The sequence below is a fragment of the Pusillimonas minor genome (assembly GCF_014237865.1).
Lineage (GTDB): Bacteria > Pseudomonadota > Gammaproteobacteria > Burkholderiales > Burkholderiaceae_B > Neopusillimonas > Neopusillimonas minor.
Genome location: NZ_JACJUU010000003.1, coordinates 205,897 through 219,084, shown reverse-complemented (window position 1 = coordinate 219,084; position 13,188 = coordinate 205,897). Strand labels below are relative to the sequence as shown.

The window sequence follows — 13,188 nt, the reverse complement described above, 5'->3', positions numbered from 1 at the left end:
AGGGGGCTTGGTGTATAAACGTTAAAATCAACCTTACATTCTATCCACTAAACCGAATCAATGCATACTGTTCAGCGATCTGTTCTTGTTCCTTACAACTGTGCCCAAATGTTTGACCTGGTCGCAGATGTCGAAAAGTACCCCGAATTCATGCCCTGGTGCGGCGGTTCAACGGTGCAATCGCGCGACGAGCACGGCATGCAGGCCTCTATTACCATCAGCTTTGCCGGTATCAAGCAGGCCTTTACCACGCGCAATCGGCACGCCTACCCCACGCAAATCAATTTCGAACTCGTCGACGGCCCGTTTTCAAAACTGTCCGGCAAGTGGGAGTTCATCGAACTGGCCCCCGACGCCTGTAAAGTCGTCTACACCATGGAGTACGCGTTTTCAAGCCGTGCGCTTGAAATGGTCGTCGGGCCGGTATTCAACCGCATTGCCACCAGTTTTATCGATTCGTTCACCCAACGAGCGCAGGCGTGTTATGGCTGAGCCCGCAGTCGTGCACATTGAAGTCATTTACGCGTTGCCCGATGCGGTGTGGCGCAAATCGCTAACGTTGCCGCAAGGCGCATGCGTCAGCGATGCCCTGCAGGCCAGCGGCTTGGCCGCCGATTACCCCGAGCTGTTCACCGCTGCCCCGTCAACGGGCATTTACGGCGTGGCCTGCGCGGCCGACCACATACTGGCCGACGCCGATCGGGTCGAGGTTTATCGGACGCTGCGTTTCGACCCCAAAGAGTCTCGCCGGCGCCGGGCGCTGCACCGCTTCGCGACCAAAAAATCCCTTAAAGGGGGCAAGCCTTCGCGCCGCAATGTGCAGGTACGGGCATGAAGGCGTCACGGCCACAAGCTGGGTCGGGCGAACCCGCTCCAGTACTGTTCAGCACACTGCCTGCGGCGGGCGGCTGCCAGTTGGGTCTTGTCACCCTGAACCAGCCCCATGCGCTAAATGGGCTGTCGCTCGACATGGCGCGGGCCATGTCAGCACAGCTTGCGGCCTGGGAGTCTGACCCGACCATTGCCATGGTTATTATGCGCGGCGCAGGCGAAAAGGCGTTTTGTGCTGGCGGCGACCTGCAGGCCATTTATCCCAGTCTGCCTCAAACGCCTTACGCCAGCGGCTGGCACAACGAATACCTGCGTACTTTTTTTCAGGTCGAGTACACCCTTGATCACCACATCCATTGCTATACCAAGCCGGTGTTGTGCTGGGCCAATGGCATTGTGATGGGAGGTGGAGCAGGGCTGATGATGGGCGCCAGTCATCGCGTCGCGACTGAAACCACCCGTTTTGCCATGCCCGAAATCGTTATCGGGTTATTTCCCGACGTGGCCGGCAGCTGGTTGTTTAACCGGATGCCGCAGGGCATTGGCCGGTTTCTTGCCTTAACGGGCAGCATAATCAACGTGTCCGATACCCACTATCTGGGCATCGTGAACCACCATCTTGCATCAAGTGCATGGCCCGTTTTATTGCAACGTTTACAGGCAGTTAGATGGCATCAAGACAGGGCAAGCAACGACGCCTTACTTGACGCCTGCCTGGATAGTCTGAAAACGCCGGCATTGCCGTCCGGCCCGGTTCAGCAGTATGCGCATGCTATGGCCGATTGGACCAACGCCAGCGATTGGCGGGTGGTTTATCGCCATATTGCAGCCCTGGAAGACGCCGATGACCCCTGGCTAGTGCAGGCTGCCCAGCGCTTGCGTCATGGCTGCCCGGCCGCCATCGCCCTGGCGTTTCATACGCTAACGCGCGCCAAAACGATGTCGTTGGCGCAGGTGTTTCAGATGGAGTACACCGTGGCGCTTAATGCAACGGCACGCAGCGATTTCCGAGAAGGTATTCGGGCCTTGCTGATCGATAAAACCGGGAATCCGCACTGGTCACCATCAAACATTAACCAAGTCGACGATGACCAGATTGCCGCGTTATTCGAACCGGCCTGGCCGCCGTCGCAGCCTCACCCGTTGGCCACGATGGCGTAGGGCAGGTCTTGCAGCACAATGGCGGGGCCGTCGGCAGCGCCAACCCGCAAGTCGGCCTGGCCCAGGTCGGCCAGTTGCACTTCGAGCAGCACATGGGCCAGGCCATTAACCACGACGGCATTAACAATGCGGCCCACAGGCGAATCGGGCGCGCCGGCATGAAATGTGTCGGTGCCGGGGACGATACCAGGCGTTGCGTAAGCCGGGTCAAGGGCAACCTGGCCACGCGCCATGCGGCGCTTGACCGTACCCCGATAGTGGCTGCGCGCCACGACTTCCTGGCCCGGGTAACACCCCTTGGTGAAACTCACGCCGCCAATCAGGTCAAAGTTAAGCGTCTGGGGGATAAACATGTCTTGGGTGGCCAGTTCGACCCAGGGCAACCCGGCGGCGATATCGGCGGCATGCCAGGCGCTGGCTGCGGCCAGGTCGGTACCGTTGGGGGCTGAAGTGCTGGTGTCGATATGCCACCAGCGGGCCTGGCCGTGGTTTGCACACGGCGCGGCAATAAATGCCCCCGACGGTGTGTCGACAACGGTATAAGGTGCCGCTTGTTTGGGCCACGACGCGGCAGCGGGCGCGGCGGCAGTGGGCACGGCCCCGGGTGTGGTGCAGCTTACGCCCTGCACCACGGCGGGCAGCAGGCTTAATTTAACTTTGGCCCGCAGGACAAACATAGACAAACGTTTTACTATGGCGGGCGCGATATCGTGCCGGATCAGTGCCCGGTAAGTAGGGGCTTCGGTGCCGGCCACTTGCCACACCACCATGCTGGCCAGCATGCGGCCCTTCGGGGTGCAATAGGCGGCCAGGCAGGCTTGGCCAGGCGCGAGGCCGGCAATGTCGTTGCTAAGCTGGCCCTGCAAAAAGCCGGCGGTGTCGTCGCCAACGGCCTCGATAACGGCGAAATCGGCCAGTACGGTTGTGGTGCGAGAGGTTTCGGTCATGGGCTTTACATCAGGTTCGTAAGGTTTGGCATTATCGTTTTATGATAACGACCTTCTTCAGGGTTTGTCAGGATAACTCGGCTGTCTGAAGGGCTTTACAAGCCCGGGCGACCACAGGACGCGAATGATACGGATGTTTAAAAAAGGTTTGTTGTGGCTTTTGGTGTTGATGATGGTGCTTTCGGCAGCGCTGGCCGGCGGCGCCTGGTACTGGGCGCACACGGCCGTTACGCTCAAGCAAGACCCGGCCGATTATCTGGTTGAAAGCGGCGCCGGCCTGCGCGCCGTGGCCGGCAGCATGAACAATGCCGGTGTCCTCATCAATGAAGACCTGTTCGTTTTAATGGCGCGCCTGACCGGCTACGACACGCAAATCAAGGCGGGCGCCTACGAGGTCCGGCTGGGCGATACCCCGCGCGGTTTGCTCGAACGCATGGCCAGTGGCGACATGATGCAAACGCGCCTGACCTTGGTCGAGGGGTGGACGTACGCCCGTATCCGCGACGAGTTACGCAACAACCCGGACGTCAAGCAAACGCTCGAAGATGTCAGCGACGCAGCCTTGAAAGATCGCCTGGGCATCGACAGCCCCAGTCTTGAGGGGTGGTTTTACCCCGATACCTATGTGTTCACACCGGGCACGTCCGATTTCGACATCTTGCGCCGCGCCTATGCCGCACAAAAAGAGGTGCTCGACAAACTCTGGGCGGCGCGCCCAGAAGGTCTGCCCCTGAAATCGCCTTACGAGGCCCTGATTCTGGCTTCTATCGTCGAAAAAGAAACCGGACATGCACAAGACCGCGACCGCGTCAGTGGCGTATTCATCAACCGTCTGCGTCTGGGCATGCCGTTGCAAACCGACCCGACCGTCATTTACGGTATGGGCGACAAGTACCAGGGGCGCATCCGTAAAGTCGACCTGCAAACCGACACCCCCTGGAACACCTATACTCGGGGCGGCTTACCGCCCACACCGATTGCCAGCAGTGGGCGGGCGGCGCTCAACGCTGCGCTTAATCCCGAATCACACAAGTTTTTGTATTTCGTCTCGCGCGGCGACGGGACCAGTGAATTTTCCGAAAACCTGAACGCACACAACCGTGCCGTCGCCAAATACATTCTGGGGCGCTGACATGTCGGCCAAAAAAGGGCTTTTTCTTACACTCGAAGGCTTGGACGGCGCCGGCAAAAGCACGCACATCGATTGGCTGATCGGGCAACTGCAAAGCCACGGCGTTCGTGTGGTGTCAACGCGCGAGCCTGGCGGCACGGCGGTGGGCGAAGCCCTGCGCGATATGTTGCTGCATCAGCCCATGCATCTTAAAACCGAAACCTTGCTGATGTTTGCCGCACGTTGCGAGCACATCGAGCAGGTCATCCGCCCCGCGCTGGCGCGTGGCGACTGGGTATTGTGCGATCGTTTCACCGACGCAACCTTTGCCTATCAGGGCGGAGGACGCGAACTGGGCGGCGCGGCCGTTACCGCGCTAGAGCAATGGGTGCATCCCGACCTTCAGCCCGACCTGACCTGGTTGTTTGACGTGCCCTTGGCCGTCGCGCGGCAACGCCTGGCGGCGACCCGCACGCTAGACCGGTTCGAACAAGAGGGCGATGCTTTTTTCGAGCGCACCCGTGCGGCTTATCACACCCGTGTTGCCGCCCAGCCCGACCGTTTCCGGGTGATAGACGCCACGCAGTCCATTGAACACATCCGTACGGTGTTGCAGCAACACATCGACGCCGCCGTAACGGGGTGGCGCACTGAACATGTCGGTAGTCAGCAGCCGCTCGGGTCTTCGTCATGACGGCGTCCGTTCCCCAGTTTTTGCCCTGGCAGCTTGATCAGGCTCATGCCTGGCTGGGTAACCGCGAACGTTTTGCGCATGCCTGGCTGATACACGGTCTTACGGGCATCGGCAAGACCCGGTTCGCGCTGGCGGCTGCGGCTGGTTTGCTCTGCGAAAGCCCGAAAGACGGGCTCGCGTGTGGCACATGCGCGGCCTGCCAATGGGTAGCCGCCGGCAATCACCCCGATCTGCGGCGTATCCGCCCCGACGCCATCGCGGCGCTCGAAGGCGAAGACGCCGAATCTGCCGAAAGCACGTCGTCTGCCTCAAAAAAAACGCCGTCCAAAGATATCCGCGTCGAGCAATTGCGCAGCCTGCACACCTGGTTCAACACCGCTACGCACCGCGGCGGATACCGGGTAGCGGTGCTGTATCCGGCCCACGCCCTGAATCAGATCTCGGCCAATGCCTTGCTCAAGGTGCTTGAAGAGCCGCCCGAGCACACCGTGTTTTTGCTGGTGTCCGACGCACCCGACCGCTTGCTGCCAACGCTGGTGTCGCGTTGTCGTCGTCTGCCCCTGGCGGTACCCGAGCGCGAACAGAGCGCAAACTGGTTGCAAAGTCAGGGCATCGACACCCCGAACCCTTGGCTCGATGCGGCGGGCGGGGCACCCTTAAGGGCGCTCGAGGCCGCGCAAAGCGGTGAGGCCGCCTGTCCGCAATGGCTTGAGTCCTTGGCGCGCATGGTGGCCTCGCCGGCGTTACCCGACCCAGGGCCCACCGCAGATGCCCTTGAGAAGCTTCCGGTTGCGGTCTGGGTCGATACCTTGCAGCGCTGGTTCGTCGACTTGATGCTGGCGGCGCACAATACGCCGGCCCGGTATTACCCGAGTTTGTCGAAGCTGTCGCATCAGGTAGGTAGCGCCGCAGCGCCGCAGGCGCTGGCCGACGCGGCCCGCTGGCTGGCACAACAACGGGCGCTGGCCGAGCACCCGCTTAACGCCAAGTTGCTGGCCCATACCGCGGCCCAGCGCATTATTGCGGCCTGCGCCCGCTGCGGCTAGCACAAGTACAGCCGCGTCAATGCCCGCGGCGGCTGACGCAAGTACAATACCCGTATTCGTTTTTTGTTGGTTCTATCATGTACGTCGACTCCCATTGCCACCTCGATTTCCCCGAACTCGCCGAGAACCTCGACGATATCCTGGCGCGTATGCAACAAAACCAGGTGGGGCACGCGCTGGTTGTCAGTGTCAACCTGCCCAATTGGCCGCGCTTGCTTCAGCTGGTCAGCCCGCACGACAATCTGTCGGCCTCGGTAGGCGTTCACCCCGACTACGAAGACACCACCGAGCCCACCGTCGACGATCTGGTACAACGGGCCCTATCTTCAGAAAAAGTCGTGGCTATTGGCGAAACCGGGCTCGATTACTTCCGCCTGTCCGAGCCGCTCGACTGGCAGCGCAACCGGTTTCGTACGCATATCCGGGCTGCCCGACAGGTTGGCCTGCCGCTTATCGTTCATACCCGCGAGGCGCGCGAAGATACGCTGCGCATCATGAAAGAAGAGGGCGCCGACCAGTGCGGTGGTGTGCTGCATTGCTTTACCGAGTCCTGGGAAATGGCGCAGGCCGCCATCGACATGAATTTTTATATTTCGTTGTCGGGCATTGTTACGTTTAAAAAGGCGCAAGAACTGCAGTCGGTTGCCGAGCGTTTGCCCATGGATCGTCTGCTGATCGAAACCGATGCGCCTTACCTGGCGCCGGTGCCGCATCGTGGCAAAACCAACGACCCGTCAAAAGTTATCCATGTGGCCGAAAAAATTGCCGAGCTGCGGGGCATTACAGTGGCCGACGTCGCCCGTCAGACCACCGACAACTTCTACACGCTGTTCAGCAAAGTCAAGCGCAAGGAAGCCGCTCATGTCCAGTAAGCATTACTCTGCGGGTATTGCAGCGCGTTTGGGGCGGTTAAGCGCCGCCGCGCTGCTGGTGGCAGGCACCGCCGTCGGGGCCGTGTCGCCAAACTGGTGGGTCGACATCAAAAACGACCGGGTCGACAGCGTAAAAACCGAGCTGGCCCTGGGCGAAGACCCCAACGTCAAATCGGCCGACGGCGAGCCGGCCATCATGCAGGCCATACGCGACCAAGCCTGGGGCGTCTACGATTTGCTGTCACGGCACCGTGCGCTCGACGTCAACATTACCAATAAAAACAACGAAACACCGCTCATGTATCTGGCGATTGTGGGCGATGTCGAACGTTCGAAGGCGCTTATTGCGCGTGGCGCACAGGTCAACCGCCTGGGCTGGACCCCGCTTCACTATGCGGCCTCAAAGGGTCAGGTCAAGATGGTGAACTTCTTGATGGCCAATAAAGCCCTGGTCGATGCGCCGTCGCCCGACGGCACCACACCGCTCATGATGGCGGCGTTCTCGGGCAGCGAAGATACAGTCAGGGCATTATTGGATGCGGGCGCCGAAGTCACCACGCAAAACCTGTCCAAGCTTGATGCCGCCGACTGGGCACGCAATAAAAACTTTACGTCGCTGGCCGACCGGCTCGATGCATTAATTGATAACACCCTGGCCCAACGTTACGGCCGTCAGGGTGGGCCGGCGGCTGCTGTTGCCCGTCCGGTTGCCCCCATTGCCCCGCAGGTGCAAGCGCCCAGGGCGCCTTCAGCACCGTCACCTACGTTAGCCAGCGATCCGAACGCGCCCACTTTGGCCAGCGACCCGAACCAAACCCCGGAAGCCGGCTCTACATCGCGCTACTTCGACCTCGACCGCTTCGAGCGCCAGGACAACTAAAACTCCAATACCGGCATTGCCGGTAGGGTGTTCGAAGCAGGGGGTAGCGGATGGCCGGGGCAGCAGGTGTTTAAGGCGGGCGCAGGCGCCTGCAGATGCATCCGCCTTAGCCAAATCGGTTAAGCAGGCCGAAAGCCAGCGGCCCATGGTGTCGGTTAACTTCCGGCGGCCGCCGGCAGGTACTCGCTGCGTAAAATGCCTTGCAACTGGGCATAAGGTACCAAAAGTTCGGGCAGGCCCGACGAATACGGCGCCAGTTCGTAAGAGCCGTACTTGGCCACCAGCCCCATATCGGTTAGGGCAAAGTTATCGGTGGGTTGAAACGGCCACAGTCGCAAATAGCCGTCAGGGTCGTTTTTATAGTCGGGCTGCGTACCCAACCACTGGGTGTGCGCGGCCTGCAGTGCCGCCACGTAGGCATCGTATTGCCCGGGCCGCAGTACGTTGGCCAGGCCAAGCACTTTTTCGGTCTGGTTATCCCAGTTCAAAAACTGGGTGGCCGTAATACCGTGCGCCGCACCCGTAAAATACTGGCCGGTTATCAGCTCTACTACGGTCAGCCCCTGGCTGCGGTAACGCGTTTTTGCCGACAAAATAACTTCGTCGCGTGGCGCGGCAGTTTTCCAGAAGTAGTCTTCGAATTCGGCAATGGTGGTGTAGGGTGGCGTGCGTGCCTCGCCGATGCCCGTCATGGTCGCCAGGGCGTGATCGACCAATGCACTTAATTTGGCATGGCCCGGAAACACAACCGAATCAACCACCAGTTTTGGACAATCGCCCTTGCATCCGGGGCGGGTGCGTTCGTACTTGACGGGTTGCGTAAACAACCCGGCCTTTTCGGTTTGCGAAGCCACCTGACCCGCAGGAATCAGTGAAATATTTTGCGCAGGCCCGCTGGCGCAGCCCGCCAGTACCAGCAGGCTTGCCAATGCCCAAGCAGGCCGATTCAAAAAAGAAGCAGACGTCATGTGCTTTACCTTACTTGACGGTATGGGCGCCTTGCCCAAACAAAATCTTTTTGGCTTCATCCGATTGCACTGTCGGGTTGGGATTGACCCGGGCGGCATGGGCATAGGCACGTTGCGTCGCCGGACGCGCCGCAATGGCGTCGTACCAGCGCTTCAAGTGAGGAAAGTCGTCAAGGTTTTGCTGTTGTTTATCATGCGACACAATCCAGGGGTAGCTGGCCATGTCGGCGATCGAATAATCGCCAGCGATGAATTCGCGATCGGCCAGACGTTTGTTCAGAACGCCATACAAACGTGCCGTCTCGCGCACATAGCGGTCGATGGCGTAGGGGATTTTTTCGGGGGCATAAGTGCCGAAATGGTGGTTCTGGCCCGCCATAGGGCCCAGGCCGGCCATTTGCCAGAATAGCCACTGCATGACTTCGAAACGGCCGCGCACATCGGCCGGCAAAAATTTACCTGTTTTTTCGGCAAGGTACTGCAACATGGCGCCAGATTCGAACAGCGCGACTGCAGGGCCGCCATCCGCCGGCGCATGGTCGATCATGGCCGGAATTCGGTTATTGGGCGAAATGGCAAGAAAATCGGGCTTGAACTGATCACCTTTGCCAATATTGATAGGAATGATCTTGTACTCAAGTCCGGCTTCTTCCAGAAACAGGGTGATTTTATGGCCGTTCGGGGTGGTCCAGTAATACAGATCGATCATGAGGTTCCTTCGAGTGCAGCAACAATGTCTTTTTCGAGGTCGGCCGGCGCGGTCGTTGGGCTATAGCGCTTAATGACCCGGCCGTCTTTGCCCACCAGAAACTTGGTGAAATTCCATTTGATGGCTTCAGAGCCAAGCAAACCGCGTTTTTCTGATTTTAGCCATTGAAACAGCGGGTGTGCTTTTGGGCCGTTGACGTCAATTTTGTCGAATAACGGAAACGTGACCCGGAAGCGAGTGTCGCAAAAATCGCGGATTTGCGTAGCGTCGCCCGGTTCTTGGCTGCCAAACTGGTTGCACGGAAATGCCAGCACCACAAAGCCCTGGGTCTGGTACTGCTCGTACAGTGTTTGCAACCCCTGATATTGCGGGGTAAAGCCGCAGTTCGAGGCCACATTGACGACCAGGGCTACCCGGCCTTTGTAGTGGTCAAGGGCCTGTTCGCTACCGTCGTTCAGACGGGCGGTAAATGTGGTCAATGCAGTCATTATGGGCTGGCCTGTGTTGTGTAACTGCGGTTATGCCGCTTCCAGTTGCGGCGTGTAGCCGGCTTCTTCAATCACTTTCTTCACTTCTTCCGCGCCGGGTACGTCTTCGACCCGCACTTTATGCTGTGCCAGGTCAAATTCTAGTCGCGCTTGCGGGAATGCAGCCTGAACGGCCTTGGTAATGGCGCCAACACAATGGTTGCAGCTCATATCGTTAACGGTAAATTCAATCATGATGACCTCCGGGAAAGATGGATAGGTGTCCATCGTAAAGCTTCCTATAATAGGAAGGTCAAGCGGGTAAGGGCCGGGCAGGCAAAACCTGTCTGCTTAACCCCAACCCCGGTGTGCCGCACGCTTCGGGTACACCGCGTTTTGAAGGATACACGATGAACATTGGGCAGGCAGCAAAGTCCGCTGGCGTCAGCGCCAAAATGATAAGGTACTACGAGTCGATCGGGCTTATTGCACCGGCCGGGCGCACCGACGCGGGCTACCGCCAGTACACCGAGCGCGACCTCGACACGCTTAAATTTATCAAACGCGCCCGCGACCTTGGCTTTGCGCTCGAACGCATTCAAACCTTGCTCGAGCTTTGGCAAAATCGCAGCCGCAAAAGCCACGAGGTCAAGGCGCTTGCACTGGCACACATCGAGGCGCTCGACCGCGATATCGCCCGGTTGGTGGGCATTCGAAAGCAACTCGAAAACCTGGCCAGGCATTGCCACGGCGACGATGCGCCGGCCTGCCCCATACTCGACGACCTGGCGCGCAGCACCCACACTACGGAGAAATAATGGGTTTACTTGTCGACGGAAAATGGCACGATCAATGGTATGACACCAGCAAAACAGGCGGGCGATTTGTACGCACTGAAGCCCAATTCCGGAACTGGATCACCCCCGACGGCAGCGCCGGGCCAAGCGGGCAGGGCGGCTTCAAGGCCGAGCCTGGACGTTACCACTTGTACGTTTCACTGGCTTGCCCTTGGGCGCATCGTGCCCTGGTTTTCCGCGCCATCAAAGGTCTTGAAGACATGATCGGCGTTTCGGTGGTGCACCCGCATATGGGCCAGCAGGGGTGGGCGTTTACCCCTGGCGAAGGGGTTGTTCCCGACACCGTCAACCAATGCGAGTTTATGCACGAGCTGTATACCCTCAACCAGTCTGATTATTCAGGGCGGGTTACCGTCCCAGTGTTATGGGACAAGCAGCGGCGATGCATTGTCAATAACGAGTCATCCGAAATCATTCGCATGTTTAATTCGGCGTTCGACGCGGTCGGCGCTAAGGCAGGCGACTACTACCCGGTGTCTTTGCGTCCGGCCGTAGATGCAGTTAATGCGCTGGTGTACGACAAGGTCAACAATGGGGTATACAAGGCTGGCTTTGCCACAACGCAAGCGGCCTACGACGAATCTGTTACCGATCTGTTTAACGCCCTGGAAACGCTGGAGGCCCGGTTAGGCGAGCAGCCCTGGCTGGCGGGCGATCAGATTACAGAGGCCGACTGGCGCTTGTTCACGACGCTGATCCGTTTCGATGCGGTTTATCACGGCCACTTCAAGTGCAACTTAAAGCGCATTGCCGATATGCCTAAGCTCTGGCGCCTGACCCGCTTGCTTTATCATTGGCCCGGCGTCGCAAACACCATCAATTTCGATCACATCAAGTCGCACTACTACGGCAGCCATCCCACCATCAACCCAACCGGTATCGTACCTAAGGGGCCAACGCTGGTTTTTGACCCGGTATAGCGCTCTTGCCGGGGGTCAAGGCTTACGGTGCAGCGGGTCATGCGTACCTTGACGCTCGCTCTGCTGGTCATGCCCCGAACCAATCTGACTGGTGTGGCCTTCTTTTTTGCTGCGGTGCTGTTCGCTGCGATGACTGGTCTGCTGCTCGCGTGTCGTGTCGTCTTTTTGGGGTTTAACTGGCTTTTTTTTGCCTGAACGCAAAGTCATTTGACACCTCTATGGTTTAAGCTAGCACAGTAAAAATACGTAGATTTGGAGTTGTTGCGATGGATATCGATGCTTTATTGCTTGCCCGTATACAGTTTGCGTTCACGATATCCTTTCATATTATCTTTCCGGCCATCACCATCGGGCTAGCCAGCTATTTGGCGGTACTCGAAGGGTGCTGGCTTAAAACCCGCAACCCTGTTTATCGCGATCTTTATCATTTCTGGATAAAAATCTTTTCCGTCAATTTCGGGATGGGTGTGGTGTCGGGGCTGGTCATGGCTTACCAGTTTGGCACTAACTGGAGCTTTTTCTCCGAATTTGCGGGCAGCGTTACCGGGCCCTTGCTGGCCTACGAAGTACTCACCGCTTTTTTCCTCGAAGCCGGCTTTTTGGGCGTGATGCTGTTCGGCTGGAACCGGGTCGGCCCGGGGCTGCACTTTTTCTCAACCATCATGGTCGCGCTGGGTACGCTCATGTCAGCTACCTGGATTCTCGCGTCCAACAGTTGGATGCAAACGCCGGCAGGGTTTGAAATTGTTGATGGCCGTGTCATCCCGGTCGATTGGCTGGCGGTTATTTTCAACCCGTCGTTTCCCTACCGGCTGGTCCATATGGTGATTGCGGCGTTTCTTGCCACGGCGCTTATGGTCAGTGCGTCGGCGGCCTGGCATATGTTGCGCGGCAATCGCAGCGCACCCGTTAAAAAAATGTTTGCCATGGCCGTTGCGTTAATTGTTTTGGTGGCGCCACTTCAGGCCTTCGTGGGCGACGCCCATGGCCTTAATACACTTCAGCATCAGCCGGCCAAGCTGGCCGCCATCGAGGGCCACTGGGAAAACAAACCCGGCGAATCCGTACCGCTGGTGGTGTTTGGCTGGCCCGACATGCAGGCGGAAACCAACCGGTTTGCCATCGAAATCCCTCACCTGGGCAGCCTGATCCTCACGCACAGTCTCGATGGGCAGATCCCGGCGCTTAAAGACTTCCCCCTCGAAGACCGCCCGTACGTGCCTATTGTGTTCTGGTCATTCCGTGTCATGGTCGGCCTGGGTTTTCTGATGATCGGTCTGGGGCTGTGGGCGGCCTGGTCGCGTTGGCGGGGGCAGTTGTACGCGTCGCCTAACCTGCATCGTTTTGCTTTGGCCATGGGCCCGGCCGGCCTGGTTGCCATTTTGGCCGGCTGGTTTACCACCGAGGTCGGACGCCAGCCGTGGGTGGTGTACAACGTCATGCGTACGGCCGACGCCGTGTCACCGCACGGCCCCTACGAGGTCGGGCTGACCTTGCTGCTGTTCATTGTGGTGTATTTCATTGTCTTCGGCGCAGGCACAGTCTATGTGCTCAAACTCATCAGCAAAGGGCCCAAGCCTTTTGTCGAGCCGCCGCCCACACCGCCCGGTTCAACAGTGTCTGCTGTCTCTACAACGGCAACAGCGGCTGCTCCCGCGGCAACGGCCAGCCGGCCTTTGTCGGCGGCCCTGCACAACGACTCGGCCAACACAAAGGAGCACTAAG

At 58.9% G+C, this 13,188-nt stretch carries 17 protein-coding genes; 11 read left to right on the top strand and 6 right to left on the bottom strand.

The annotated features are described in order from the left end of the window. Positions 1 to 60 precede the first annotated feature (60 nt). The 3 genes from GTU67_RS06055 to GTU67_RS06045 are packed head-to-tail and all read left to right on the top strand — an operon-like array spanning position 61 to position 1,992. Positions 61 to 492, top strand: a complete 432-nt coding sequence (locus GTU67_RS06055; protein WP_123660638.1) for a type II toxin-antitoxin system RatA family toxin — start codon at positions 61 to 63, stop codon at positions 490 to 492. Then, entirely contained in the window at positions 485 to 835 is a 351-nt protein-coding gene (locus GTU67_RS06050) for an RnfH family protein (RefSeq protein WP_123660637.1), read from the top strand. Before GTU67_RS06055 ends, GTU67_RS06050 begins: the two co-directional genes overlap by 8 nt. Continuing rightward, on the top strand, positions 832 to 1,992 hold the full coding sequence (locus tag GTU67_RS06045; RefSeq protein WP_185779204.1) for an enoyl-CoA hydratase/isomerase family protein: 1,161 nt from the start codon (positions 832 to 834) through the stop codon (positions 1,990 to 1,992). The genes GTU67_RS06050 and GTU67_RS06045 overlap by 4 nt, the downstream gene beginning before the upstream one ends. Here GTU67_RS06045 and ygfZ read toward each other — a convergent pair. Continuing rightward, positions 1,968 to 2,939, bottom strand: coding sequence for a CAF17-like 4Fe-4S cluster assembly/insertion protein YgfZ (gene ygfZ, locus GTU67_RS06040; RefSeq protein WP_185779203.1), 972 nt, complete (start codon positions 2,937 to 2,939; stop codon positions 1,968 to 1,970). The two genes, GTU67_RS06045 and ygfZ, sit on opposite strands and share 25 nt — an antisense overlap. A gap of 133 nt (positions 2,940 to 3,072) precedes the next feature. Between ygfZ and mltG the strand changes: the two genes are divergently transcribed. The 5 genes from mltG (at position 3,073) to GTU67_RS06015 (ending at position 7,542) form a co-directional block, all read left to right on the top strand. Further along, the gene (mltG, locus tag GTU67_RS06035; RefSeq protein WP_185779202.1) at positions 3,073 to 4,071 is read left to right on the top strand and encodes an endolytic transglycosylase MltG; all 999 of its coding nucleotides are present in this window, start codon (positions 3,073 to 3,075) and stop codon (positions 4,069 to 4,071) included. Position 4,072: 1 nt separating this feature from the next. After that, complete coding sequence (tmk, locus tag GTU67_RS06030) at positions 4,073 to 4,744, top strand: dTMP kinase (protein WP_185779201.1); 672 nt, start codon at positions 4,073 to 4,075, stop codon at positions 4,742 to 4,744. Continuing rightward, positions 4,741 to 5,790 carry a DNA polymerase III subunit delta' gene (gene holB, locus GTU67_RS06025; RefSeq protein ID WP_185779200.1) on the top strand — a complete coding sequence of 350 codons (1,050 nt, stop codon included), beginning with the start codon at positions 4,741 to 4,743 and terminating at the stop codon, positions 5,788 to 5,790. The genes tmk and holB overlap by 4 nt, the downstream gene beginning before the upstream one ends. Before the next feature lie 77 nt (positions 5,791 to 5,867). Continuing rightward, positions 5,868 to 6,662, top strand: a complete 795-nt coding sequence (locus GTU67_RS06020) for a TatD family hydrolase (RefSeq protein ID WP_185779199.1) — start codon at positions 5,868 to 5,870, stop codon at positions 6,660 to 6,662. After that, entirely contained in the window at positions 6,652 to 7,542 is an 891-nt protein-coding gene (locus tag GTU67_RS06015; protein WP_185779198.1) for an ankyrin repeat domain-containing protein, read from the top strand. Before GTU67_RS06020 ends, GTU67_RS06015 begins: the two co-directional genes overlap by 11 nt. Before the next feature lie 155 nt (positions 7,543 to 7,697). On the opposite strand, the gene GTU67_RS06010 is transcribed toward GTU67_RS06015, so the two are convergent. Genes GTU67_RS06010 through GTU67_RS05995 form a run of 4 tightly spaced genes read right to left on the bottom strand, consistent with a single transcriptional unit; the run spans position 7,698 to position 9,974 of the window. Then, positions 7,698 to 8,510: an RsiV family protein gene (locus tag GTU67_RS06010; protein ID WP_185779197.1), complete on the bottom strand. Its 813-nt coding sequence runs from the start codon at positions 8,508 to 8,510 to the stop codon at positions 7,698 to 7,700. A 10-nt stretch (positions 8,511 to 8,520) separates the two neighbouring features. Then, a complete protein-coding gene (locus GTU67_RS06005; protein ID WP_093970120.1) occupies positions 8,521 to 9,219 on the bottom strand; it encodes a glutathione binding-like protein in 699 nt (232 codons plus the stop codon). Next, positions 9,216 to 9,707, bottom strand: coding sequence for a glutathione peroxidase (locus GTU67_RS06000; RefSeq protein WP_185779196.1), 492 nt, complete (start codon positions 9,705 to 9,707; stop codon positions 9,216 to 9,218). The genes GTU67_RS06005 and GTU67_RS06000 overlap by 4 nt, the downstream gene beginning before the upstream one ends. Before the next feature lie 30 nt (positions 9,708 to 9,737). Then, positions 9,738 to 9,974 (bottom strand): heavy-metal-associated domain-containing protein, encoded by a 237-nt coding sequence (locus GTU67_RS05995; protein ID WP_249417593.1) that lies wholly within the window; start codon positions 9,972 to 9,974, stop codon positions 9,738 to 9,740. A 122-nt stretch (positions 9,975 to 10,096) separates the two neighbouring features. Here GTU67_RS05995 and cueR point away from each other — a divergent pair, with 122 nt between their 5' ends. Together cueR and GTU67_RS05985 are read left to right on the top strand one after the other, a co-directional pair. Beyond that, entirely contained in the window at positions 10,097 to 10,504 is a 408-nt protein-coding gene (gene cueR, locus GTU67_RS05990) for a Cu(I)-responsive transcriptional regulator (protein WP_185779195.1), read from the top strand. Beyond that, positions 10,504 to 11,463: a glutathione S-transferase family protein gene (locus tag GTU67_RS05985; protein ID WP_093970124.1), complete on the top strand. Its 960-nt coding sequence runs from the start codon at positions 10,504 to 10,506 to the stop codon at positions 11,461 to 11,463. The genes cueR and GTU67_RS05985 overlap by 1 nt, the downstream gene beginning before the upstream one ends. Positions 11,464 to 11,478: 15 nt before the next feature. On the opposite strand, the gene GTU67_RS05980 is transcribed toward GTU67_RS05985, so the two are convergent. After that, positions 11,479 to 11,670, bottom strand: a complete 192-nt coding sequence (locus tag GTU67_RS05980; RefSeq protein ID WP_185779194.1) for a hypothetical protein — start codon at positions 11,668 to 11,670, stop codon at positions 11,479 to 11,481. 59 nt (positions 11,671 to 11,729) lie between these two features. Between GTU67_RS05980 and GTU67_RS05975 the strand changes: the two genes are divergently transcribed. Next, the gene (locus GTU67_RS05975; protein WP_185779193.1) at positions 11,730 to 13,187 is read left to right on the top strand and encodes a cytochrome ubiquinol oxidase subunit I; all 1,458 of its coding nucleotides are present in this window, start codon (positions 11,730 to 11,732) and stop codon (positions 13,185 to 13,187) included. Position 13,188: the final 1 nt, after the last annotated feature.